The organism is Massilia sp. 9096 (assembly GCF_000745265.1).
In the GTDB taxonomy this organism is placed as follows: domain Bacteria; phylum Pseudomonadota; class Gammaproteobacteria; order Burkholderiales; family Burkholderiaceae_D; genus Telluria.
This window is the reverse complement of the sequence record NZ_JQNN01000001.1, coordinates 181,124-204,426: the sequence shown is the minus strand read 5'-3', so window position 1 is coordinate 204,426 and position 23,303 is coordinate 181,124. Positions and strand designations below refer to the sequence as shown.

19 protein-coding genes are annotated in these 23,303 nt (G+C 66.0%); 8 read left to right on the top strand and 11 right to left on the bottom strand.

Annotation, left to right across the window (positions count from 1 at the left end):
• Positions 1 to 15: 15 nt before the first annotated feature.
• From alaS to FA90_RS00890, 3 genes are all read right to left on the bottom strand, one after another.
• Positions 16 to 2,631 (bottom strand): alanine--tRNA ligase, encoded by a 2,616-nt coding sequence (gene alaS / locus FA90_RS00900; RefSeq protein WP_036164889.1) that lies wholly within the window; start codon positions 2,629 to 2,631, stop codon positions 16 to 18.
• 103 nt (positions 2,632 to 2,734) lie between these two features.
• Positions 2,735 to 3,490, bottom strand: a complete 756-nt coding sequence (gene ugpQ, locus FA90_RS00895; protein ID WP_036164886.1) for a glycerophosphodiester phosphodiesterase — start codon at positions 3,488 to 3,490, stop codon at positions 2,735 to 2,737.
• A gap of 9 nt (positions 3,491 to 3,499) precedes the next feature.
• Positions 3,500 to 3,835, bottom strand: a complete 336-nt coding sequence (locus tag FA90_RS00890; RefSeq protein ID WP_197065220.1) for a DUF1294 domain-containing protein — start codon at positions 3,833 to 3,835, stop codon at positions 3,500 to 3,502.
• A gap of 152 nt (positions 3,836 to 3,987) precedes the next feature.
• On the opposite strand from FA90_RS00890, the gene FA90_RS00885 reads away from it, so the two are divergent.
• Together FA90_RS00885 and FA90_RS00880 are read left to right on the top strand one after the other, a co-directional pair.
• A complete protein-coding gene (locus tag FA90_RS00885) occupies positions 3,988 to 4,503 on the top strand; it encodes a hypothetical protein (protein WP_036164883.1) in 516 nt (171 codons plus the stop codon).
• Positions 4,504 to 4,544: 41 nt separating this feature from the next.
• Positions 4,545 to 4,964 (top strand): DUF3597 domain-containing protein, encoded by a 420-nt coding sequence (locus FA90_RS00880; RefSeq protein ID WP_036164880.1) that lies wholly within the window; start codon positions 4,545 to 4,547, stop codon positions 4,962 to 4,964.
• Between the two features lie 55 nt (positions 4,965 to 5,019).
• Here the strand turns inward: FA90_RS00880 and FA90_RS00875 are convergent, their stop codons facing one another.
• Complete coding sequence (locus FA90_RS00875; RefSeq protein ID WP_036164878.1) at positions 5,020 to 6,069, bottom strand: serine endopeptidase; 1,050 nt, start codon at positions 6,067 to 6,069, stop codon at positions 5,020 to 5,022.
• Positions 6,070 to 6,191: 122 nt separating this feature from the next.
• Entirely contained in the window at positions 6,192 to 7,217 is a 1,026-nt protein-coding gene (gene trpS / locus FA90_RS00870; protein ID WP_036164875.1) for a tryptophan--tRNA ligase, read from the bottom strand.
• Between the two features lie 286 nt (positions 7,218 to 7,503).
• On the opposite strand from trpS, the gene FA90_RS00865 reads away from it, so the two are divergent.
• From FA90_RS00865 to FA90_RS00855, 3 genes are all read left to right on the top strand, one after another.
• Positions 7,504 to 9,828: a family 1 glycosylhydrolase gene (locus FA90_RS00865; protein ID WP_036164872.1), complete on the top strand. Its 2,325-nt coding sequence runs from the start codon at positions 7,504 to 7,506 to the stop codon at positions 9,826 to 9,828.
• Between the two features lie 141 nt (positions 9,829 to 9,969).
• Positions 9,970 to 11,751, top strand: coding sequence for a cation:proton antiporter (locus FA90_RS00860; protein WP_036164869.1), 1,782 nt, complete (start codon positions 9,970 to 9,972; stop codon positions 11,749 to 11,751).
• 66 nt (positions 11,752 to 11,817) lie between these two features.
• The gene (locus tag FA90_RS00855; RefSeq protein WP_036164867.1) at positions 11,818 to 13,062 is read left to right on the top strand and encodes a CaiB/BaiF CoA-transferase family protein; all 1,245 of its coding nucleotides are present in this window, start codon (positions 11,818 to 11,820) and stop codon (positions 13,060 to 13,062) included.
• Between the two features lie 209 nt (positions 13,063 to 13,271).
• Here the strand turns inward: FA90_RS00855 and FA90_RS00850 are convergent, their stop codons facing one another.
• Positions 13,272 to 13,595, bottom strand: a complete 324-nt coding sequence (locus tag FA90_RS00850; protein WP_036164864.1) for a hypothetical protein — start codon at positions 13,593 to 13,595, stop codon at positions 13,272 to 13,274.
• Between the two features lie 271 nt (positions 13,596 to 13,866).
• Between FA90_RS00850 and FA90_RS00845 the strand changes: the two genes are divergently transcribed.
• On the top strand, positions 13,867 to 15,324 hold the full coding sequence (locus tag FA90_RS00845) for a M28 family peptidase (RefSeq protein ID WP_036164862.1): 1,458 nt from the start codon (positions 13,867 to 13,869) through the stop codon (positions 15,322 to 15,324).
• Positions 15,325 to 15,330: 6 nt separating this feature from the next.
• On the opposite strand, the gene FA90_RS00840 is transcribed toward FA90_RS00845, so the two are convergent.
• From FA90_RS00840 to FA90_RS00820, 5 genes are all read right to left on the bottom strand, one after another.
• Positions 15,331 to 16,569 (bottom strand): MFS transporter, encoded by a 1,239-nt coding sequence (locus tag FA90_RS00840; protein WP_036164859.1) that lies wholly within the window; start codon positions 16,567 to 16,569, stop codon positions 15,331 to 15,333.
• Positions 16,570 to 16,651: 82 nt separating this feature from the next.
• Positions 16,652 to 17,548 carry a hypothetical protein gene (locus FA90_RS00835; protein WP_036164856.1) on the bottom strand — a complete coding sequence of 299 codons (897 nt, stop codon included), beginning with the start codon at positions 17,546 to 17,548 and terminating at the stop codon, positions 16,652 to 16,654.
• Between the two features lie 11 nt (positions 17,549 to 17,559).
• Positions 17,560 to 18,357 carry a hypothetical protein gene (locus tag FA90_RS00830; protein WP_036164853.1) on the bottom strand — a complete coding sequence of 266 codons (798 nt, stop codon included), beginning with the start codon at positions 18,355 to 18,357 and terminating at the stop codon, positions 17,560 to 17,562.
• Positions 18,354 to 18,872, bottom strand: coding sequence for a hypothetical protein (locus FA90_RS00825; protein ID WP_036164850.1), 519 nt, complete (start codon positions 18,870 to 18,872; stop codon positions 18,354 to 18,356). The genes FA90_RS00830 and FA90_RS00825 overlap by 4 nt, the downstream gene beginning before the upstream one ends.
• A gap of 38 nt (positions 18,873 to 18,910) precedes the next feature.
• On the bottom strand, positions 18,911 to 19,201 hold the full coding sequence (locus FA90_RS00820) for a DnaJ domain-containing protein (RefSeq protein ID WP_036164847.1): 291 nt from the start codon (positions 19,199 to 19,201) through the stop codon (positions 18,911 to 18,913).
• Positions 19,202 to 19,412: 211 nt separating this feature from the next.
• Between FA90_RS00820 and FA90_RS00815 the strand changes: the two genes are divergently transcribed.
• A complete protein-coding gene (locus FA90_RS00815; RefSeq protein ID WP_036164844.1) occupies positions 19,413 to 21,167 on the top strand; it encodes a glutamine--tRNA ligase/YqeY domain fusion protein in 1,755 nt (584 codons plus the stop codon).
• Positions 21,168 to 21,329: 162 nt separating this feature from the next.
• On the top strand, positions 21,330 to 23,180 hold the full coding sequence (locus FA90_RS00810) for a CHASE domain-containing protein (RefSeq protein ID WP_081934019.1): 1,851 nt from the start codon (positions 21,330 to 21,332) through the stop codon (positions 23,178 to 23,180).
• Positions 23,181 to 23,303: the final 123 nt, after the last annotated feature.

Genomic DNA, 23,303 nt, shown 5'->3' with positions numbered 1-23,303 from the left:
TATGCGAGGATCGACTTACGCGGAGACGCGTTCGCCGACCCAGTCCGCCACGCCGGCCAATGCCTGCGGCAGCGCCTGCGGATCGGTACCGCCGGCTTGCGCCATGTCAGGACGGCCGCCACCCTTGCCGCCGACCTGCTTGGCGACGAAGTTGACCAGCTCGCCGGCTTTCACCTTGCTCGTCGCATCCGCGGTCACGCCGGCGATCAGGCTGACCTTGCCGTCAGCGACCGAGGCCAGCACGATCGCGGCGGTCTTGAGCTTGTCCTTCAGCTTGTCCATCGTCTCGCGCAGGCCGGCCACGTCGGCGCCTTCCATCGTTGCGGCCAGCACCTTGATGCCGTTTACGTCGATGGCCTTGGCCACCAGTTCGTCGCCCTGCCCTGCGGCCAGCTTCGACTTCAGTGTGGCGATTTCCTTTTCCAGCGACTTGACCTGGTCCTGCACCTGGGCGATGCGGCCCGGCAGTTCGTCCGGGCTGGTCTTCAGGGCGCCGGCGGCTTCGTTCAGCTTGCGGTTGATCGATTGCACCAGGGCCAGCGCGCCTTCGCCGGTCACGGCTTCGACGCGGCGGATGCCGGCGGCCACGCCCGACTCGGACACGATCTTGAACAGGCCGATGTCGCCGGTGCGGTTCACGTGCACGCCGCCGCACAGCTCTTTCGATGAGCCGATGTCGAGCACGCGCACGGTGTCGCCGTACTTTTCGCCGAACAGGGCCATGGCGCCATGCTTGATGGCGTCATCCATCGACATGTGCTGGGCCTGGGTCGCGTGGTTTTCCAGGATCTCGCGGTTGACGATGGCTTCGACCTGGGCGATCTGTTCAAGCGTCATCGGGGCGTTGTGCGAAAAGTCGAAGCGGGTCTTGTCCGGATCGACCAGCGAACCCTTCTGCTGCACGTGACCGCCCAGCACTTCGCGCAGCGCCTTGTGCATCAGGTGGGTCGCCGAGTGGTTGCGGATCGTGCGTGCGCGCTTGACCTCGTCCACCTGGGCGTCGACGGTGTCGCCGACCTTGAGCACGCCCGATTGCAGCACGCCATGGTGGCCGAACACTTCGGCCTGGATCTTGAGCGTGTCTTCGACTTCGAACAGGCCTTCGCCGGTCTTGATGACGCCCTTGTCGCCGACCTGGCCGCCCGATTCGGCGTAGAACGGGGTGGTGTCGAGCACCACGATGCCGTCCTGGCCGGCCTTGAGTTCCTGCACCGACACGCCGCCCGCATACAGGGCCAGCACGTGGGTGTTATGCACCAGCGATTCGTAGCCGACGAACTTGGTCTTTTCGCCCGCGTACTCGACGCCGGCCGCCATCTTGAACTTGCCGGCGGCCCGGGCCGTCTTCTTCTGCTGCTCCATGGCAGCCGTGAAGCCGGCTTCATCGAGCGTGACGTTGCGCTCGCGGCAGATGTCGGCGGTCAGGTCGAGCGGGAAGCCGTAGGTGTCGTACAGCGTGAAGGCGGTGGCGCCATCCAGGTTGTTCGGATCCTTGGCCAGCTGGGCTTCGAGGATCCTCATGCCGTTTTCCAGCGTTTCGCCGAAACGCTCTTCCTCGGCCTTCAGCACCTGCTTGACGCGTTCTTTCGCTTCGCGCAGTTCCGGGTAGGCGTCGCCCATCTCGATATCGAGGTCGTCGACCAGCTTGAAGAAAAACGGCTTGGTCTGGCCCAGCTTGTGGCCGTGACGCAGCGCGCGGCGGATGATGCGGCGCAGGACGTAGCCGTGGCCTTCGCTGCTCGGGATGATGCCGTCGACGATCAGGAAGCTCGATGCGCGGATGTGGTCCGCGATCACGCGCAGCGACTTCGACTCGAGGTCCGTGGTGCCGGTTTCGCGGGCGGCGGCCTTGATCAGTGCCTGGAACAGGTCGATCTCATAGTTGCTGTGCACGTGCTGCAGCACCGCGGCCAGGCGCTCGAGGCCCATGCCGGTGTCGATCGACGGCTTGGGCAGCGGGGTCAGGACGCCGGCTTCGTCGCGGTTGAACTGCATGAACACCAGGTTCCAGATCTCGATGAAGCGGTCGCCGTCTTCCTCGGCCGAGCCCGGGGGGCCGCCCCAGATGTCCGCGCCGTGGTCGTAGAAGATTTCGGTGCACGGGCCGCACGGGCCGGTGTCGGCCATCTGCCAGAAATTGTCCGATGCGTAGCGTGCGCCCTTGTTGTCGCCGATGCGGATGATGCGCTCTTTCGGCACGCCGATCTCGTTGGCCCAGATGTCGTAGGCTTCGTCGTCTTCGAAGTAGACGGTGACGGTCAGCTTTTCGGCGGGCAGCTGGTAGACCTTGGTCAGCAGTTCCCAGGCGAAGTTGATCGCATCGCGCTTGAAGTAATCGCCGAAGCTGAAGTTGCCCAGCATTTCGAAGAAAGTGTGGTGACGCGCGGTGTAGCCGACGTTTTCCAGGTCGTTGTGCTTGCCGCCGGCGCGCACGCAGCGCTGCACGGTAGTAGCGCGCTTGTACGGACGCGTATCCAGGCCCAGGAACACGTCCTTGAACTGCACCATGCCGCTGTTGGTCAACAGCATCGTCGGGTCGTTGCCCGGCACGAGCGGGCTGGAGCGGACGATCGTATGGCCTTTGGACTCAAAGAACTTGAGAAACTTTTCGCGTATTTCGGTGGATTTCATGTCGTAGGGGCGGAATCAGGCAGCATGCTATATAGAGAAAATCGATTATAGCCTACGGTTGCTGGCTGTGCCGTCCACCCGGCGATACACATTTGCCAATTTTTTAGGCGAAATCCGGCGTGAACAGGTCGATGCGGTCGGTGCAGAAGGCGTCCACGCCCCAGCCCAGCAGTTCGCGTGCACGCGCGGGTGTGTTGACCGTGTAGCAGAACAGCCCATAGCCGGCCGTCTTGACCTGGATCACCTGCTCTTGCGTCAGCTGCTTGTGATTGACGTGCAGCGCCACCACGCCATGCGTCTGCGCGCGCTCGCGCCACTCGGGCGCCAGCCGTTCCATCAGGGCGGCGCGCGGCAGCATCGGCGCAGCGTCGCGGGCCGCATCGAGCGAGACCGCGCTGAACGAGGACAGCAGCGGCACCCGGTCCCATTGGCCGCTGGCGAGCTCGTCGGCAAACATCGCCTGTGCCAGCCGCGCGACCAGGGCGCCGGTCTCCTCTTCGAAGCCGGCGGCCGGCTTGATCTCGATGTTCATCCAGATGCCTTGCGCCTTGCAGTACTGGGCGAATTCGACGAACAGCGGCACCGGTTCCCCATGGTGCGTACGCGAGAACCAGCTGCCCGCATCCATCTGCGCAAGCTCGTGGGCGTCGTAATCGTAGACGTTGCCCGAACCCGGCACCGTGCGCCCCAGCCAGGGATCGTGCATCACCACCGGGACACCGTCGCGCGCCAGCATGACGTCGAACTCGACCGCGCAAAAGCCCGCCGCCATCCCGGCCTTCAGGCCGGCCAGCGTGTTTTCCGGGGCCAGCGTGCCGCCGCCGCGGTGCGCCAGGATGTGATGGGGATAGCGCCACATGGCCGCTCCTTAGAGTTTCCAGGCGACTGCCCCGGCCAGGCCGAGGTGGGCTGCGACCGTCAGCCAGAACAGGTTCTGGAATGGCTGCTTGCGCGTCTTGTGGCGCAGCCATTGCTGGGCCAGCACGGCGCCCGGCCAGCCGCCCGCCAGGCCGAGCAGCAGCAAGGTGCGCTCGGGCGTGCGCCGCTCGCCGCGCCGCGCCGCCGACTTGTCCAGCGCGTACACGGCAAAGCAGACGGCGCTCGCGAGCAGGTAGACGAGCGCCAACGCGGGCGGCAGGCGCCCGGCCAGGATCGCGCCCAGCAGCGCGCACAGGAACAGCAAGACCGGCAGGAAAGGAATCATGGCGGCAAGCTTACGTGCTACCGGTTAATGTGTCCATCGACAGTGTCCATGGGGAATCGCCGCCTGGGCCGGACGGTTAGCTGACGTACGGAGCGAATCGGCGCGAAGCCCTACCCTCGCCATTCGACTGTCTCATCGAACAAGGAGCGATCATGGGCTTTGATTTAGGAAACCTGTTGCAGCAATACCTGGGCGGCGCCAACAACGTCAACCAAACCCAGGCCTCGGACGACTTCGACCGCGTGGCGCAGAACGCCCCGCGCGGCGACCTGGCGCAGGGTGTGACCCAAGCCTTGCGCTCGGACCAGACCCCGCCGTTCGGCAACATGGTCGAGCACCTGTTCAACAACGGCAGCCCGGACCAGCGCGCCGGCATGCTGAACCAGCTGATCGCCAACGTCGGTCCGGCCATCCTGTCGCGCATCGCCGGCGGCTCGCTGGGCAACCTGGCCGGTGCCGACCAGGCGCGCATCTCGCCCGAGCAGGCCCAGCAGATCCCGCCGTCGGCGGTGCGCGAGCTGGCCGAGCAGGCCCAGCAGCAAAACCCCGGCATCGTCGAACGCATGGGCGACTTTTATTCGGAGCACCCGAGCCTGGTCAAGGCACTGGGCGGCGCCGCGCTGGCGATCGCGCTCGGCCACATGGCCCAGGGCATGCAGCGTCAATAATCAACGAATCATCAACGAATCGAACCAACAAGGAGAACCCTATGGGTATGCTGAGCGACATCTTCCACAAAATCTTCCCGTCCCACCATCCGGCCGTGACGCAGGCTTCGGCCCCGCAAGCCGCGCCGCAACAGCAACCGACGGCAGCCGCCGCGCCGGCCGCCGCACCGGCACCTGCAGCAACGCCCGCCGCGCCGGCCGAACCGGTCGACGTCGAGCAGATCCTGACCACCATGCAGCAGCAATCGGGCCAGCAGCTGAACTGGCGCACCTCGATCGTCGACCTGCTCAAGCTGCTCAACCTGGACAGCAGCCTGCAGGCGCGCAAGGAACTGGCGTCCGAGCTGCACTACAGCGGCGACACCAACGATTCGGCCAGCATGAACATCTGGCTGCACAAGCAGGTCATGACCAAGCTGGCGCAGAACGGCGGCAAGGTGCCGGCGGATCTGCAGGGCTGATGCGTTCGGCCGAAGCCATCCGCTAAAGCGATCAGCCGATGGCTTCGGCCGAACGTCAGTCCGCCAGGCTGGCGTTGGCCGGTGTGCCGCAGGAAAAGCAGAAGCGCGCGAACGCGTTCTTGCGGCTGCTGCACGCCGGGCAACGGTCGAACAGACCGATGCCGCAATGCGGGCAATGGCAGATATGCATGTCCTTGAAATCGGTCTGGCGTTCGCACGACGGACAGACACTCTTGCCGATACGCTGGATCGCGACGTCGTAGCGCATGGTGCGGCGGCGCTGGGCATCCGGAAGCGCTTCGGCCGCACGCTGGCGCTCGAGCCAGCCCTGCAGCCAGCGAATCGCATGACGTCCGCCGACCACCGTCAGCACGATCCCGACGCCATAGCGCAGGTAGCCGCCGTAGCTGGGCAGATAGGGCACGAGTTCGACGAAAAACGCGAACAGGGCGAAGAAGATGAAGCCCCATGTAAAGGGCCAATAGATGCCATTGCGCTTGTACTTGAACAGGATGCCGGCGACGAGCAGCAGCGGCAGCGTGACGCTGACCCGGTAATAAAACACCTTGCGCGCGGCACGTTGCGCGATCGCATGTGCTTGCTGCTCGGCAGGCTCCTCGAGCACTCGATAGGCATCGTACGCATGCCCCTTCGCTTCCGATGCATCCAGCATCGCCTTCTTCTGCGCCTGGACCGCCGCAAGTGCAACGCGCTCCGCCGCGACCAGCTTGTCGAGATCACGCGTGCGCTTTATCAACTCGTTGTCCTGCTCGGGACGCAGGGTTGCCTGGCGCGTGGCGATCCAGTTATCGAAGGCTTGGCGTGCGCTCGCTGTGTTCGACGCAGCGACCTGGTGCGCATGCTCGGCTTGTTGCACGGCCTCGGTTGCCGCGTCCTTGGCTTGGTCGGCGGCCTCGATCTGCGCCTTGACCACGGCCAGCCTGGCTGGCTCGATGAGGCTTTCGGCAGGCGGTACCGGCTCGACATCGGCCAGGTTGTCGACGACTTTCCCGCCCAGGCCGATCAGGAAACCCGCGAACAGCAAGGCAACCAGCCACAAGGCCAGCTGCATCCAGCGCTCGGTCAAACGCAAACCCTTGTTCATGTCGAGACCTCCGTGGTGGCAAAAACCGCAGGTTGCCACCAACAAAGGCCGCCGACACTACGAAATCTCAAGGGCAATGCTTTGCGCTACCGCAGGTATCCCCAAGCGATACCCGCCACCCTTTAGAAGTAGGACAGCCCCAGCGCCTTGCGCACCTCGTCCATCGTTTGCGCCGCCACTTCGCGCGCCTTGAACGTGCCTTCCTTCAGGATCTGCATGACCTGCCCCTTGTCCTTGGCGAACTCTTCACGGCGGGCGCGGATCGGCGCCAGCATGTCCTGCAGAATGCCTTCCAGGCGCTTCTTGACGATCGAGTCGCCCAGGCCGCCGCGCACGTAATGCGCCTTCATTTCCGCCAAGCCTTCCTTGTCGGTGTCGAACGCGTCCAGGTAGATGAAGGCGACGTTGCCCTCCAGGTGGCCCGGGTCCGACACTTTCAGGTGCAGCGGGTCGGTGTAGACCATCTTGGTCGCAGCGCGGATCTCGTCGGCGGAGGCGCCCAGGTTGATCGTGTTGCCGAGCGACTTGCTCATCTTGGCGCGGCCGTCGGTGCCCGGCAGGCGGCCGACCTCGGGCACGATCGCCTTGGCTTCGACCAGGATTTCCTTGTCCTGGCCGTAGGTGCGGTTGAACTTGCGCACGATCTCGTTGCACTGCTCGATCATCGGGATCTGGTCGTCGCCGACCGGCACGATGCTGGCCTTGAACGCGGTGATGTCGGCGGCCTGGCTGGCCGGGTAGGTCAGGAAGCCGGCCGGGATGTCGCGCTCGAAGCCGCGCTGCACGATCTCGGCCTTGACGGTCGGGTTGCGCTCGAGGCGCGCGACGGTTACCAGATTCAGGTAATAAAAGGTCAACTCGGCCAGCTCCGGAATCTGCGACTGGATCAGGATCGTCGATTTGGCCGGGTCGATCCCTACGGCAAGGTAATCGAGCGCCACCTCGACAACATTCCGGTGTACCTTACCTATGTCATCCATATTGTCCGTGAGCGCCTGGGCGTCCGCGAGCATGATGAACTGGCGATATTGATCTTGGTAAGCGACGCGGTTGCGCAAGCTGCCGACGTAGTGGCCCAGGTGCAGCGGTCCGGTCGGACGGTCGCCGGTCAGGATGATGGGCGTGGTGGTAGGGGTTTGCAGACTCATCGAGTTTCTCTGGTTCTGCCTCGATCCGCCATGCCAACGCCGCTCGGAGTCGAGGCGGCGTTTAAAGGAAAACTACATCCGCAGTAGCTCGTCCCGGCCGCGCTGTCAGCAGCGCCACCAAGTCGGAGCGACGGGATGTGGATACGAAAAATTCATGGACGGCATGGTTGCAGGTTGAAGCAAGGCTGTCAACCGCGGCCGCAACGCCAAGCTCTCCCGTTTCATAGACCACTCGGGAGCTCCCACGGATTTTTTGTTGCAATAAAACTAATAAAATGGTGATTTCATGGATTCAACGAAGAGCACGAACAGCCCAACCCGCCCGCTGGAACTCTGGGGCGGACTCGAATGCACCACCAACCGCGTGCAAGACACGTATTTCCACCAGCTCGACCGCAACGGCCACGCCAAACGCGCGGACGACATCGAACGTTTCGCTTCGCTCGGCATCCGCGCGATCCGCTATCCGGTGATCTGGGAGCGCACCGCCCCGGACGGCGTCGACAAGGCCGACTGGTCCTGGCCGGACGAGCGCCTGAACGCGCTGCGCGCCAGCGGCGTCACGCCGATCGCCGGGCTGGTCCACCACGGCAGCGGCCCGAAGCACACCAGCCTGGTCGACCCGGCCTTCCCCGAACAGCTGGCCGAATACGCCGGCGCGGTGGCCGCGCGCTACCCCTGGCTCGAGTACTACACCCCGGTCAACGAACCCTGCACCACCGCCCGCTTCGCCGGCTTGTACGGCGTGTGGTACCCGCACGGCCGCGACGATCGCACCTTCATCGAAGCGCTGCTGGTGCAATGCCGCGCCGTGGTGCTGTCGATGCGCGCGATCCGCGCGGTCAACCCGAATGCCAAGCTGGTTCAGACCGACGACCTCGGCAAGACCTACAGCACACCCGAGATGGCCAAGGTCGCCGAGTTCTACAACGAGCGCCGCTGGCTGGCCTGGGACCTGCTGTGCGGCATGGTCGGGCCCGAGCACGCGCTGTGGAATTACCTGATCAAGACCGGCATCCCGGCCGAAGAATTCCTGTGGTTCCGCGATAACACCTGCCCGCCCGACATCATCGGCGTCAACTACTACGTCACCAGCGAGCGCTGGCTGGATCACCGTCCGGAGCGCTATCCGGCGCATCACCGCGGCGTGGCCAACGGCATCCCCTGCGCCGACATCGAAGCCTCGCGCGCGCTCGCGACCGCGACCGCCGGCATCGCGCCGCTGCTGTCCGAAGTCTGGGACCGCTACCGGATTCCGCTCGCGATCACCGAAGCCCACATCGACGCCAACCGTGAAGACCAGCTGCGCTGGCTGCTCGAGATCTGGGAAGCGGCGCAGGAGTCGCGCGAGAGCGGCGTCGACCTGCGCGCCGTGACCGTGTGGTCGCTGCTCGGCTCGTTCGACTGGAACAGCCTGGTGACACAGAACCGCGGCTATTACGAGCCGGGGCCGTTCGACGTGCGCGCGCCGCAGCCGCGCCCGACCGCGCTCGCGCGGATGATGCGCGAGCTGTCCGCCGGCACGCCGCTGTCGCACCCGGTGCTGCGCGGCCAGGGCTGGTGGCGCCGTCCGGACCGCTTCCTGTGCCAGCCGGTCGCGACCCCGGACGCGGTCGGCTCGATCACCGCCGACGGCCACACCCTGGTCGGCAAGGACGCCGCGCCGATCCTGATCACCGGCGCTTCCGGCACGCTGGGCCGCGCCTTTGCCCGCATCTGCCGCAAGCGCAACCTGGCCTATCGCCTGCTGTCGCGCCAGGACATGGACATCACCGATGCCGAGTCGGTCGAGCGCGCGCTGGCGCAGCATCGTCCCTGGGCCGTGATCAACACCGCCGGCTACGTGCGCGTCGACGATGCCGAGGGCGACGTCGAACGCTGCCTGCGCGAGAACGCGATCGGCCCGGCGATCCTGGCCGCCGCCTGCGCGCGCCACGGCATCCACCTGACCACCTTCTCGAGCGACCTGGTGTTCGACGGCGCCAAGGGCCAGCCTTATGTGGAGGGCGACGCCACCGCGCCGCTCAACGTCTACGGCCGCAGCAAGGCGGACGCCGAGCAGCGCGTGCTGGACAGGCACCCGGGCGCGCTGGTGGTGCGCACCAGCGCCTTCTTCGGGCCCTGGGACAAGCACAACTTCGTCACGCTGGCGCTGCAGGCCTTCGAGCGCGGCGAGCCGTTCCGCGCCGCCGCCGACCAGGTGGTCTCGCCGACCTACGTGCCGGACCTGGTGCACACCTGCCTCGACCTCGCCATCGACGCCGAATCCGGCATCTGGCACCTGGCCAACGCCGGCGCAGTCAGCTGGGCCGAACTGGCGCAGAAGGCGGCCGACGCCGCCGGCATCGACGCCGTTTCGCTGCAAGCGGTGGCGGGCGCGGAGCTCGGCTCGAGCGCCCCCCGTCCGGGCAGCGTCCCGCTGCGCAGCGAGCGCGGGCAACTGCTCCCCGCGCTGGACAATGCGTTGAGCCGCTACCTCGAGCTGCGCAACCAGCATGACCCGGAAATGGAAGAGCTGATCCGCACCATGGAATCGCGCCAGCCGCAGGCCGGCGGCGAGCGCCAGATGGAGGAAGCGGCGCCGGAAGCGTTCCAGGCGCAAGGCTCGTAAGACGCGCGGAACGCGCGGCCGGACGCCCCGCCCCGAACGGCGGGGCGTCCGTCTTCATCGTCCGGCGGTATCGATCGGCATGAATACTTTGTAAATATCCGTATACAATGGCCGGGATTGTGTTTCGTCCAAGGCCGTTCCGTGCAAGAGCAACACGCATTCCCCTTCCTGCGCGAGGTCCTGCTGTTCCTGGGCCTCGCCGGCATCCTGATCCCGCTGCTGCAGCGCCTGCGCATCAACCAGGTGCTCGGCTTCCTCGCGGCCGGCGCCCTGCTCGGCCCCTTCGGGCTGGGCCGCCTGGCGCAAGACTTTCCCTTGCTCGGCCGGCTGACCTTCCCCAACAACGACAACGTCGCCATGCTGGCCGAACTCGGCGTGCTGTTCCTGATGTTCATGATCGGCCTGGAGCTGTCGGCGGCGCGCCTGTGGGCGATGCGCAGGATGGTGTTCGGCGTCGGCAGCGCCCAGGTCACCGCGTGCGCGGCGCTGCTGGGCGGCGCGGTCTGGCTGCTGCTCGGCCAGAAGATGGACGCGGCGCTGGTACTCGGCCTGGTGCTCTCGCTGTCCTCGACCGCGGTGGTGATGCAGCTGCTGGGCGAGCGCCACGAGACCGGCACGCCGCTGGGCCAGGCCGCGTTCGCGCTGCTGATGCTGCAGGACCTGGCGGTGGTGCCGATCCTGATCCTGATCGGCGCATTGGGCCGGGGCAGCAGCGACGGCGGTCCGAACATCGCCGTGCTGGCGCTGCTGGCGATGGCCAAGGCGGCCGGCGCGATCGCCCTGATCTACCTGGCCGGGGGACGCGTCGTGCATCCGCTGTTTCGCGCCTTTGCGCGGCACCGCCAGCCCGACGTGTTCATGGCGCTGATCCTGCTGTCGACCTTCGGCATCGCCGCGCTGTCGCACATGGCCGGGCTGTCGATGGCGCTGGGCGCGCTGATCGCCGGCCTGCTGCTGGCCGAGACCGAGTTCAAGCACGAGGTCGAGCTGATGGTCGAGCCGTTCAAGGGCTTGCTGATGGGCCTGTTCTTCATGACGGTCGGGATGGGCATGGACGCGCTGCAGGTGATCCAGGCGCCGCTGTGGCTGGGCGCCGCGCTGGCGCTGCTGGTGCTGGTCAAGGGTTTTGTCATCGCACCGCTGCTGCGCCTGGGCGGATTGAACTGGGGCCGCGCGATCGAGGGCGCCCTGCTGCTCGGCCAGGGCGGCGAATTCGCCTTCATCGTGGTCGGTTACGCGGTCTCGAGCAAGCTGCTCGACGCGGCGCTGGGTGGGCGCGTAATGCTGGCGGTCGGATTGTCGCTGTTCGTCACGCCGCTGCTGGCGCGCATCGGGCGCACGATCGGCGAGCGCTGGGAGAACGCCGACCATGCGCGCCAGGCCGCGCACGATGCCGACGCCGCCGCGGATGTCGGCGACGGCGCCCCGGGCCGGGTGATCATCGCCGGCTTCGGGCGCGTCGGCCAGCAGCTGGCCAAGCTGCTCGACAGCCAGGGCATTCCCTGGGTCGCGTTCGAGAACAACGCCAGGCTGGCGGCGCGCCTGCACAAGGATGGCGTGCCGGTCTTCTTCGGCAACGCCGAGCGCCCCGAACTGCTGCGCCACGTGCATGCCGACACCGCCCCGGCGATCGTGCTGACCATGGACCACCCGGCCTCCGCGCTGCAGGCGGTGCGCGGGATCCGGCGCGAGTTCCCGCACGCGCGCCTGTTCGTACGCTCGCGCGACGAGAAGCATGCGCGCGCCCTGCGCCTGGCCGGCGCCACGGTGGTCGTGCCCGAGACCCTGGAAGCCAGCCTGCAGCTGTCGGCCTTCGTGCTGGAAGCGATCGGCCTGGACGAGCGCCTGGTCGACCGCATCGTCGACGACGAGCGCGAACTGTTCGCCGCCGCGCTCGAAATGCCCGGCGGCGAGGGGCAATAAGCGCAAATCGGCGGCGCGGGCGCGGCCGTATAATCGTCGCCATGACAAACAGCCAATGGAGACACGATGACCGCCAATCCCACCGCCATGCCCAAGGCGCTCGGCCACGTCCGCGTGCTCGACCTGTCGCGCGTGCTGGCCGGGCCGTGGTGCTCGCAGAACCTGGCCGACCTCGGCGCGGACGTGATCAAGGTCGAGCGTCCCGGCGCGGGCGACGACACGCGCGCCTGGGGGCCTCCTTACGCACCGGACCGCGACGGCGAGCCGACCGGTGAAGCCGCCTACTACCTGTCGGCCAACCGCGGCAAGCGCTCGGTCACGGTCGACATCGCCGCGCCCGAGGGCCAGGCCTTGCTGCGCGAACTGGCGCGCCACTGCGACGTGGTGCTGGAAAACTTCAAGGTCGGCCAGCTGCAGCGCTACGGCCTGGACTACGAGTCGCTCAAGGCGATCAAGCCGGACATCGTCTATTGCTCGATCACCGGCTTCGGCCAGGACGGGCCGTATGCGCACCGCGCCGGCTACGACTTCCTGATCCAGGGCATGGGCGGCCTGATGTCGGTCACGGGCGAGCGCGACGGCGTGCCGGGCGGCGGCCCGCAAAAGGTCGGCGTGGCCCTGACCGACCTGATGACCGGGATGTATGCCACCGTCGCCGTGCTGGCGGCGCTGACCCACCGCGACCGCACCGGCGAAGGCCAGTACATCGACATGGCGCTGCTCGACACCCAGGTGGCGATGCTGGCCAACGTCGGCAGCAATTACCTCAACAGCGGCAAGCGCCCGCAGCGCTGGGGCAATGCGCACGCCAACATCGTGCCCTACCAGACCTTCGCCTGCGCCGACGGCCACATCATCGTCACGGCCGGCAACGACGGCCAGTTCCGCAAGTTCGTCGAAGCCGGCGGCCGGCCCGAGCTGGCGCATGATGAACGCTTCGCCACCAATCCGTTGCGCGTGAAGCACCGCGACGTGCTGGTGCCGCTGTTGGAGACCATGGTGCGCCAGCACGGGCGCGACGAATGGATCGCGCGGCTGGAGGCGGTCGGCGTGCCGTGCGGGCCGATCAACAGCCTGGACGAAGTGTTCGACAACGAGCAGGTGCGTGCGCGCGGCGTGCAGGTCGAGCTGCCGCATCCGGGCGCCGGCAAGGTGAAACTGGTGCGCAGCCCGGTGCGCATGTCGACGCTGGCCAGCACCAGCACAGGGGCGCCGCCGCTGCTGGGCCAGCACACCGATGAGGTGCTGCGCGAACTGCTGGGCAAGGACGAGGAAGAGATCGCGGCGTTGCGCTCGCGTGGGGTGCTTTGAGGCTGGGCGCAGATGCGGCAAAGCCGACCAAAGCGGCCGGCTTTGCAAAAACCAGTTACGGTCCTTACCTCCTGCCCTGTAGTAGAGCATCGAAGGCCTCAGAAACCGTAGCGAGCGGCGGCAGTTTCGGCCGAGAAGCGCAGCCGTACATCCGGTACGGCGAGCATCGCAGGCCGAAAATGCAACGCGCAGTAGGTTTATGAGGCCTTTTAGTGGAGCTGGTGCTTCAGGTCGGACAGCTCCGCGTGCACGCGGGTGACGGCGGTTTCGAGCTCGGCCGGCATGGTCGGCAGCGAGCGGCTGACGCGTTTGGCTTCGTCGCCGATCGATTCCAGGCTGTCGATGGCTTGCACCATCTGCTGCTGGTCGCTGCCCTGCACGACGCTTTGCGCCTGCTGCGACTGCTGCGACAGTTTTTCGATGACGTTGCGGATCTCGTCCGGGGCGTCGCCGCTACGGCAGGCCTGTTCCGCGGCCTGGATGCTTTGCTGGATTTGAGTGAATCGCTGCTGGATTTCGTTTGCTTGCAACATGGCGTACTCCTTTGCATTGATGACACGTAATGGAACAAAAGCGCGCTCGTTCATGCTCATTGATGCTGATTAGCACATTGATGAACGCGCAACAGTGACTCCATGGTAGCCCCGATCGCGACCGGACGTCGCACGAACGGTATCCACGAGTTGGTAACTTCCCCTCTGGGAGCGCGCAAAATTGACGAATTCAACGCAGGCCTGCCCTGGAGTTGACCCGCTCACTTTGGCATGCAATAGTGCCTTTCCTTTTCGCCACGAAAGTTCTTGCATGCGTTCCTTCCTTCCCTCGCTCGCGCTGGCGCTGCTGGCGTCGTCCACCCAGGCCGCCGAACCGGCCACGAAAGCCGTCGCCGATCCGGCCGCCGACGCCATCGTCAGCCGCATCAGCGCCGACTCGCTGCGCGGCCACCTGTCCTTCCTGGCCTCGGACCTGCTCGAAGGCCGCGCCACCCCGTCGCGCGGCCAGGACCTGGCGGCCGAATACATCGCCGCCCAGTTCCGCCGCGCCGGCCTGGAACCGGCCGGCGACGACGGCTATTTCCAGACCTCGACCTGGACCTACGCCGAGCGCGACATGAGCCGCTTCGCTTTTGCCGTGCACGGCATGGGCAAGGCGTTCGAGGTGCCGGCGAGCGCGCTCGACCTGCGCCTGCAGGATGGCCTGAACCTGAAGGATGCGCCGGTCGTGGCCCTGCCCTGGGACGAGGCGATGGCCAATGCGGCGCGCGCCGACGGCAAGGTGCTGGTGCTGACGCTGCCGGCGGACCGCCGCGCCGCGTATGGCGCGCTGCAGAAGTTCAGCGGCAAGCCGGCGCTGCTGGTCCTGGTCGACGCCAGCCAGAAGCAGGGCAGCGGCGTCAACGGCTGGCTGCTGCCGCAGGACGGCGCCAAGCCCGCGGCGCCCCGCCCTACCATCGTCCTGTACGACGCCCAGGCCGCCACGGCGCTGGCCGCCAACGGCGTCACCGTAAGCCTGAACGTGCCGGCCCCGACCACGCGTCCGGTCAAGCTGCGCAACGTGGTCGGCGTGCTGCGCGGCAGCGACGCCAAGCTCAAGGACAGCTACGTGATCCTGAGCGCGCACTACGACCACCTGGGCATCCGCAACGGCGACATCTACAACGGCGCCAACGACGACGGCAGCGGCACGGTCTCGGTGATCGAGATTGCCTCCGCGCTGGCGGCGCAGAAGCGGCATCCGAAGCGCAGCATCGTCTTCATGACCTTCTTCGGCGAGGAACTCGGCCTGTTCGGCTCGCGCTACTACGGCAAGCACCCGGTCTTCCCGCTCAAGGACACCGTGGCCGGCATCAACCTCGAACAGATCGGCCGCACCGACGACAGCGAAGGCCCGCACGTGAACATGGCCAACCTGACCGGCTTCGATTACTCGACGGTGGCGAGCACGCTGCAGCGCGCCGGCGACAAGGTCGGCGTCAGGCTGGTCAAGCATCCGCAGGCCAGCGACGCCTATTTCGGACGCAGCGACAACCAGTCGCTGGCCGATGCCGGCGTCCCGGCGCACACGCTGTCGGTGGCCTATGAGTTCCCGGACTACCACGGCAAGGACGACAAGTGGCCGAAGGTCGATTACGAGAACATGGCGCGCGTCGACCGCATGGTGGCGCTCGGCCTGGAAGCGATCGCCGACGACCCGGCCCCGCCGCACTGGACCCAGGTCCCGAACGCGGCGCGCTACCGCGAGGCGGCCGCCAAGCTCAAGTAAGCGGGATCACTGCGCCTCGGGCGCCGCCGGTGTCGGCGGCGGCGCGGCCGGCGCCAGTGAACGCAGGCGCAGCGCCACCAGCATCGCCAGGCCGAGTACGCCGCCCAGGATGCCGACCACGCCGCTCCAGCCGGCATGGCTCCAGATCACGCCCGACAGCCAGCCGACCACGCTCGATCCGAGGTAATAGAAGAACAGGTAGAGCGCCGAAGCCAGCGCCTGCGGCGGCCGTGCGCGCCGTCCGACCCAGCTGCTGGCCACCGAATGCGAGGCGAAGAAGCCGAAGGTGAACAGGCCCATGCCGGCCACGGTCAGGATCAGGGACGGCGCCAGCGTCAGCAGCAAGCCGGCCAGCATCGCCGCCATCACCATCCACAGCACGTTGCGCCGGCCCAGGCGGTCGGCCAGCTTGCCGGCCCAGACCGAACTGAAGATGCCCAGCAGGTACAGCACCGACAGCGCCCCGACCGCGCTCTGGCGCAGCGCGTACGGCGGCGCCAGCAGGCGGTAGCCGATGTAGTTGTACATGCTCACGAACGCGCCCATCAGCAGGAACGACAGCGTGAACAGCCAGGGCAGCCCGGCATCCCGCATGTGTTGCGCGGTGCCCCTGACCAGGGCGCGCACGCCGCCCTCCCCCGGCCGCCAGTTGTTCGAAGCCGGCAGGCTGCGGTTGAATTCCCAGGCCGCGTACAGCCCCGCCACGCCCATCGCGCCCATGGCGATGCGCCAGTCGTAGAAATCGCTGATCACGGACGACAGCACGCGTCCGGCCATGCCGCCGAACGCACTGCCGCCGATGTACAGTCCCATCGAGTGGCCCAGCGACGGCCCTTCGATCTCTTCGCTCAGGTAAGCCATCGCCAGCGCCGGCATCCCGCCCAGCAGCAGCCCGAGCAGGAAGCGCAGCACCAGCAGCTGCGGATAGTTGTGCGCGAACGCGGCCAGCAGCGTCAGCACGCCGCCGCAGGACATCGACGCGGCCATCAGGGGTTTGCGGCCGTAGCGCTCGGACAGCACGCTGGAGGCCAGCAGCGACACCGCCAGCGCCCCGGTGGCGACCGACAGCGCCAGGCTGCTCTGGGCCGGGGTGAGGCGGAACTCGTGGGCCAGCAGCGGCATCAGCGGCTGCACGCAGTACAACAGGGCGAAGGTGGAAAAGCCGCCGAAGACCATGGCGCGGTTGATGCGCCGGAATGCCGGGCTGCCGGCGGCGATGCGGGTGTGAGACCGGGGGTGCGACATAAGGGAATCCAGGAACAGACCGCCTTATGATAACGCCGATCGATGACGAGCCTGTCCATACAGGCCCGCACCAGAACGCTTGTTACGGATACTCCGCGTCCAGCTCCGAGCCGGCAAAGTTTTCCAGCTCGACGACCAGCTGCTTGAGCGGCGTCTTGTCGGCCAGGTGCTTGATGAGGAGGCTGTTGCGGTAGCTGTCGATGCGCTCGGCCACGATCGCCTTGTGCGGCGCCGGAATCGCCTCCAGCAGGGCCGCCCAGCCGCTCTCGAAGTCGGGCGCGCCATCCTTCCACTTCTTGCGCACGTCCTGGACCAGCCGCTCGAACTCCTTCTGCCCGGTTCGCGCGACGATGCGTCCGGTTCCCTCGACGCCGAACACGATCGCCAGCGCGATCACGCCCTCGGCGTTGATGTCCGGGTCCTTGATCGCACCGTCCCAATGGTGGCGGCGCAGCCACTGGGCCGCACGCACGATCGCCTGCACCTGCTGGCGCTGCTCGAGCTGGCCCAGGTAGCGCTGCCAGCCGGACCAGGTTTCCCCGGGGTCGGCCGTGCAGATGTCGACGAACAGCTCCTTCAGGCGGCGCTGCGAATACACCGGGTCGGCGTCGTATTCGCCGACCAGGGTGTCTTCCGGCATCGCCGCCAGTTCCTTGATCAGGCGGAAGCCCTGCTGGAACACCAGCTCCGCGCCTTCCGAGACCAGGAGGCCGATGGCGGCTTCGTCGCCGACCGCATCGTCGGTTTCGTCCTCGAGCAGGTGCTCCAGGCCGAGCGAGACGCCGCCGATGGTCAGCAGCTGGGCGCGCTGGATGCCTTCGGCGGTGCGGTCGTTGGTGAACTTCTCGGCCACCATCGCCGTGATGCCGGACAGCTCGTCGGCCAGGGCCGCCGCTTCTTCAGCGTCGGCCTTGCCGGGGATGAGCCTGATCGCGCGCACCAGGCGCGGCGGTTTTTCGATGACGATCGCTGGCAGCATGGAGGCGCCGCTCACGAGAAGATGTCCGTGCCCAGGCTGCGGCGGCTGCTGCGGCGCGGCTGGCTGCGCACCGACGGCACCTGCTTGCGCAGGCGGTACAGCAGTTCGCGCGTGTCGCGCTGTTCGAACTCCGTCTCTTCGTCCGGATCGTCCGGCAGTTCGAGGTCGGCCAGGTCATGGGTATTGCGAAATTGCGGGAACAGCTCGAGCAGCGAACGCTGCCAGCCATCCTCGCTGGCCTTGGCCAGGTCGATCGCCAGCGGCACGACGTCGCTGTCCGACGTCGTGTGGATGTTGGCGTGCGGGCCGCGCTCGTTGATCTCGCGCGCCGTTTCCAGGATCTCGTGCGGCGCCAGCGACCACAGGATGCCGAAGGCGGTGGCGCCGAAGTCGGTGCTCGATGCCTCGCTCAGCAGCTCACGGCGGCGCTCCTCGTCGTCGGTCGCGTAGACCACGGCGTGGATGTGGTTGAACAGGCCCTCGGCGATGCGCTCGGGGTCGTCCTCGATCATGTTGTCCGGCCAGGTCGCGGCGATGTAGGCCAGGCTCTCGGCCCAGGCCTTGGGCGGCACCAGCAGCGTCGCCAGCGAGGTCTTGGCGCCGTCGAAGCCGGCCAGGTGCAGCGCGGTGACCTGCGGCGGCAGCGTCGAGAGCACCTCGGCCACCGCGTAGTCGCCGTGCTCGTCGGCGGCGTGCGACAGCGCTTCCTCGGCGTGCTGCAGCGAGCCGGCCAGCACCAGGTCGCCGACCTGCTTGGTCAGCGCCGGCAGGTTGGCCTTGTTGTCGCCGGATTTGTCGTCGTCGCTCATTCGCGCTCACCGCCTTCCTGGTCGAAGATCTGGGTGAAATCGTCGCCGACGGCGGTTTCATCCAGCTCGTCGTCGTCGCCCTCGTCGTCGCGCGCCAGCTGGTCGAGCGACTGGTCGTCGTCTTCCCAGCGCTGCTGGTTCTTGTACAGGAAGGCGGTCACGATCGCCTGGCGCGCCAGCTCCGGATGGTTGGCGCAGATGGCCTCGTACATGGCCTTCCCTTCGCCATCGTCGCCGCAATTGGCCATCGCGAACACGCGCGCGGGATCGCCGTTGCCTTCATAGTCGACGGCTTCGCGCACCAGGCCCTTCGGGTCGGTGAAGCGGATGCAATCGACCAGCGCGAAGGCCATCATGTTGACGTCGTCCAGGCCGTCGCCGTTGGCGTATTCCGACACCAGCGCCTGCACCATCATGTCGTAGTTCTTGCGGTTGGGCGGGTCGCCCAGGGTGCCTTCGATCTGGCCTTCCAGTTCGCGCGACTGGAATGCGAATTCGGGATGTACTTTTTTCATGTTGGGCTCGTAGTCGGTCTGTAATTCGGATCTGAAAATCAGGTCTGTAGATTCACGCCGTTGAGGGCGAACAAGGAGCGCCAGAGCTCGAAGGCCTCGCCTTCTGCGTCCAGCACGATGCGGTGGTTGACGCTCTGGTCGTACTCGGCGCGCTGCGCGCGGTCCGACAGGACTTCATAAGCCTTGGTGACGGCCTTGAAGCGCGCCTCGGCGCCCGGGGCCTGGTTGCGGTCCGGGTGGTAGCGCATCGCGAGCGAGCGGTAGACCTTCTTGATCTCGTCGTCCGTGGCGTTGGGCGCGACACCAAGGATCGCGTATAAATTTTCCAATTGGAACTCCCCGGCAGTGGCCGAAAACAACGGTAAGGGCGAGATTATCCTATAGAAAACGACATCTTGACAGGCAGCGTCGCTAGCCCCAAGTATCGGATGGCGCATCGGCGCGGACCGTGCGCTTGCCAACATAGCGCCGGCTGGTTTCCTGAGGGCTGCCCATCTACGGTAAAATGCGCGGAATATTACCCATCCAAAACACCATTTCATGAGCAACGACAAGAATGCCACGGCGGGCGTCCCGCCCCTGTCGTCGAACTTTGTGCGCGCGATCGTCGAATCCGACCTCGCGTCCGGCACCCACAAGCGCGAAGGCATGCCTTCGGTCATCACGCGCTTTCCGCCGGAACCGAACGGCTACCTGCACGTCGGCCACGCCAAATCGATCTGCCTGAACTTCGGCCTGGCGCGCGACTACCTCGGCCGCTGCCACCTGCGCTTCGACGACACCAATCCGGAAAAGGAAGACCAGGAATACGTCGACACCATCATGGACAGCGTCAAGTGGCTCGGCTTCACCTGGGAGCAAGGCGGCCAGGAATACCTGCACTACGCGTCCGACTACTTCGACCGCCTGTACGAGATGGCCGAGTACCTGGTCAAGACCGGCAAGGCCTACGTCGACAGCCAGAGCGCCGAAGAGATGGCGAAAAACCGCGGCAACTTCAGCACGCCGGGCACCAACTCGCCATTCCGCGACCGCCCTGCCGAGGAATCGCTGCAGCTGCTGCGCGACATGAAGGCCGGCAAATATCCGGACGGCGCCCACATCCTGCGCGCCAAGATGAGCGAAGACGCGATGTCCTCGCCGATCATGACCAACCGCGATCCGGCCCTGTACCGCATCCGCCACGCGCATCACCACCGCACCGGCGACAAGTGGTGCATCTACCCGATGTACGACTACACGCACCCGATCTCGGATGCGATCGAGAACATCACGCATTCGCTGTGCACGCTGGAGTTCACCGACCACCGTCCGTTCTACGACTGGCTGGTCGACACGCTGGCCGAGGGCGGCTTTTTTGAACGCCCGGTGCCGCGCCAGTACGAGTTCGCGCGCCTGAACCTGACCTACGTCGTCACCTCCAAGCGCAAGCTGCGCCAGTTGGTCGACACCGGCGTCGTCAGCGGCTGGGACGACCCGCGCATGCCGACCATCGTCGGCCTGCGCCGCCGCGGCTACACGCCGGAATCGATCCAGCTGTTCTGCGAGCGCATCGGCGTGTCCAAGGCCGACGGCTGGATCGACATGAGCACGCTGGAGGGATCCCTGCGAGACGACCTCGATCCGAAGGCCCCGCGCGCGATCGCCGTGCTGCGCCCGTTGAAACTCATCGTCGATAACTTCCCGGAAGGCCAGACGGTCGAGTGCAACGCGCCGGTCCACCCGCACCATCCGGAAATGGGCCAGCGTTCGTTCCCGTTCACGAGAGAGCTGTGGATCGAGCAGGAAGACTTCATGGAAACCCCGACCAAGGGTTACTTCCGCTTCACCCCGCCGACGGCCGACAAGCCGGGCGCGCGCGTGCGCCTGAAGTACGGCTTCGTGGCCGAGTGCACCGGTTTCGACAAGGATGCGGACGGCAACGTGACCGCGGTCCACGTGAACTATTTCGAGGATTCGAAATCAGGCACGCCGGGCGCCGACAATTACAAGGTCAAGGGCAACATCACCTGGGTCAGCGCCACGCACGCCCTGGAAGCGGAAGTGCGCCTGTACGACCGCCTGTTCCTCGACCCGCAGCCGGACGGCGGCGGCAAGGATTTCATGAGCGTGCTCAACCCGAACGCGCTGGAAACCGTTACCGCGTATCTGGAGCCGGGCCTGGCCCAGGCCGAGCCGGACGAGCGCTTCCAGTTCGAGCGCCACGGTTATTTCGTGGCCGACCGGGTCGACTCGCAAGCGGGCAAGCCGGTGTTCAACCGCGTCACGACGCTGAAGGACAGCTGGGGCAAGTAAGTCCCCTGCCCATCGAAGCCCGGTGCCTGCCGGGCTTTTTTTTGGCTTGCATCTTACACCTGTCCGGAACCCGCAAAGCCACAACTAGTTGGATAGATAGGTTCGCTGCACATCCGAAGTGCGTAAGTTGCAGTGGATGACTACTGCAAGCTCAGGATGGTGATGTTGACAGTACTGAGAAACGCATTTTCACTCACCCGGTTTTCGTTCCGCACCGGACTGCTGCTGTCGTCCATCGTCGGCGGCGGGGCCTATCTTGCGACAGCGAGTTCGATCGAAAGCGATGCGCAGGAGCGTTTCCTCAACCACGCGAAGTACGCGCAAAGCGTGATCGCAGTGCGCACCAAGTCCTACGCCGACCTGCTGCGCGGCAGCGCCAGCGCCATGCAAAGCTCGGACAGCCTGACCCAGACCCTGTTCCACGAATACGTGCAGGGACTGAATCTGCCCAGGGACTATCCGGCGCTCGACTTCATCAATTTTGCGACTTATGTACGCGCCGACCAACGCGAGGCCTTCGTTCGCCAACTACGTGCGGAAAAGGGCTTCCTCGGGCCGCGGGCTGCCGATCTCGATATCCTGCCGCCGGGCATCCGTCCGGCTTATCTCGCGGTTGCCTACATCGAGCCGCAGGCACAGGTTCCCGCAATGTACGGATTCGACCTGCTGGCCAATCCCTATTTCGGCGATATGCTGTCGCGAGAGCGTGACGAAGGCAGCTTACAGTCCAGTGGCACGCCGGTCCCGCACATGTCCCACCCGAACGAGACCTACCTGGGCATGCGCATGCCCGTTTATCGGATCGGTATGCCGCTTGACAACGTCGCGCAACGCCGTGCTGCCTACCGTGGTTCGATGGGTATTGCACTCAACGTGACCAAGCTGCTGAAAAGCGTGATGGAAGAAATCTCGCTCGCGCCCTTGCGAATGACCCTGCACGATACCTGGCACCCTCTTCCGCCCAACCTCGATAACCCGGGCCACCTGCTCACGCTGTTCGACAGTCACGGGACCGTGCGCGATCCAAGTCCTCCTCTCGACACCGGCGCCGATGTATTTTCCGTCTCGTTGCCGCTGGAATTCAACGGCCGCCTGTGGAAAGCCATCTACAGTGTGCACAAGACTGCCCTGTACACGAAACTCGACGCCTACTATCCGAAGCTGATGATGGCGTTCAGCTTCATCGGCACGATGCTGCTGTATGCCCTGCTGCACGCCCTGTCCTCGTCGCGTCGCGCCGCGCTCCAGCTCGCGCAAGAGATGACCAGCGAGCTGCGCGCGAGCCAGAACAAATTGCAGCTGTCGCACCAGAAGCTGCGCCGCCTGGCCGATCATGCCTACCAGATCAAGGAACTCGAGCGCAAACGCATCGCACGCGAGATCCACGACGACCTCGGCCAGAACCTGCTGGCGCTGCGCATCGAGGCGGAGATCCTGGCCTCGCGCACCAGGCCCACGCACCGCATCCTGCATGCGCGCGCACGCGCAACGCTGCAGCAGATCGACACCATCATCAAGAGCGTGCGCCAGATCATCAACGATTTGCGTCCGACCGTGCTCGACCTGGGCCTGTCGGCCGCGGTCGAATGGCAGGTCGACCAATTCCAGCGCCGCACCGGCATCCAGTGCGAGGTGCGCGACGATCATGGCGAGATTGAATTGCCCGACCATTGCGCCACCGCGTTTTTCCGTATCCTGCAGGAGTCGCTGACCAACGTCGTGCGTCATGCGCACGCGACCAAGATGGTGGTCGAGTTGCGCCTGAGCGCGGGCTGGCTGTCGATGAGCGTCAAGGACAACGGTTGCGGTTTGCCGCCGGGCGTGCGTAACAAATTCGGCTCGTTCGGCCTGGTCGGGATCGAAGAGCGCATCATGATCCTGGGCGGCACCTGCGCGGTATTCAGCGAGCCCGGCGCCGGCACGACCGTCATGGTATCGGCGCCGGTGCTCGATGCGCCTGGCCATCTTCTGCAGAACCATCAGGAGCATAACGCCGGCTCGGCCGTCATCTGACAGGAAGGATTGGGTCTGCGCCCCCTGACCGAAATTCATCTTCCGCTGCAACTATAAGAACAGCTAGGTTCGCGGCTTACCCAAATTTCGTACGTTCGAATAATCAATATTGCAACGGCAGTT

Coding starts and splice junctions, on each gene's coding strand:
- FA90_RS00865 (WP_036164872.1), top strand. CDS start 7,504: ATGGATTCAACGAAGAGCACGAACAGCCCAACCCGCCCGCTGGAACTC.
- FA90_RS00850 (WP_036164864.1), bottom strand. CDS start 13,595: ATGTTGCAAGCAAACGAAATCCAGCAGCGATTCACTCAAATCCAGCAA.
- FA90_RS00830 (WP_036164853.1), bottom strand. CDS start 18,357: ATGAGCGACGACGACAAATCCGGCGACAACAAGGCCAACCTGCCGGCG.
- ugpQ (WP_036164886.1), bottom strand. CDS start 3,490: ATGTGGCGCTATCCCCATCACATCCTGGCGCACCGCGGCGGCGGCACG.
- FA90_RS00815 (WP_036164844.1), top strand. CDS start 19,413: ATGAGCAACGACAAGAATGCCACGGCGGGCGTCCCGCCCCTGTCGTCG.
- FA90_RS00825 (WP_036164850.1), bottom strand. CDS start 18,872: ATGAAAAAAGTACATCCCGAATTCGCATTCCAGTCGCGCGAACTGGAA.
- FA90_RS00880 (WP_036164880.1), top strand. CDS start 4,545: ATGGGTATGCTGAGCGACATCTTCCACAAAATCTTCCCGTCCCACCAT.
- FA90_RS00875 (WP_036164878.1), bottom strand. CDS start 6,069: ATGAACAAGGGTTTGCGTTTGACCGAGCGCTGGATGCAGCTGGCCTTG.
- FA90_RS00835 (WP_036164856.1), bottom strand. CDS start 17,548: ATGCTGCCAGCGATCGTCATCGAAAAACCGCCGCGCCTGGTGCGCGCG.
- FA90_RS00885 (WP_036164883.1), top strand. CDS start 3,988: ATGGGCTTTGATTTAGGAAACCTGTTGCAGCAATACCTGGGCGGCGCC.
- alaS (WP_036164889.1), bottom strand. CDS start 2,631: ATGAAATCCACCGAAATACGCGAAAAGTTTCTCAAGTTCTTTGAGTCC.
- FA90_RS00840 (WP_036164859.1), bottom strand. CDS start 16,569: ATGTCGCACCCCCGGTCTCACACCCGCATCGCCGCCGGCAGCCCGGCA.
- FA90_RS00855 (WP_036164867.1), top strand. CDS start 11,818: ATGACCGCCAATCCCACCGCCATGCCCAAGGCGCTCGGCCACGTCCGC.
- FA90_RS00890 (WP_197065220.1), bottom strand. CDS start 3,835: ATGATTCCTTTCCTGCCGGTCTTGCTGTTCCTGTGCGCGCTGCTGGGC.
- FA90_RS00845 (WP_036164862.1), top strand. CDS start 13,867: ATGCGTTCCTTCCTTCCCTCGCTCGCGCTGGCGCTGCTGGCGTCGTCC.
- trpS (WP_036164875.1), bottom strand. CDS start 7,217: ATGAGTCTGCAAACCCCTACCACCACGCCCATCATCCTGACCGGCGAC.
- FA90_RS00810 (WP_081934019.1), top strand. CDS start 21,330: ATGTTGACAGTACTGAGAAACGCATTTTCACTCACCCGGTTTTCGTTC.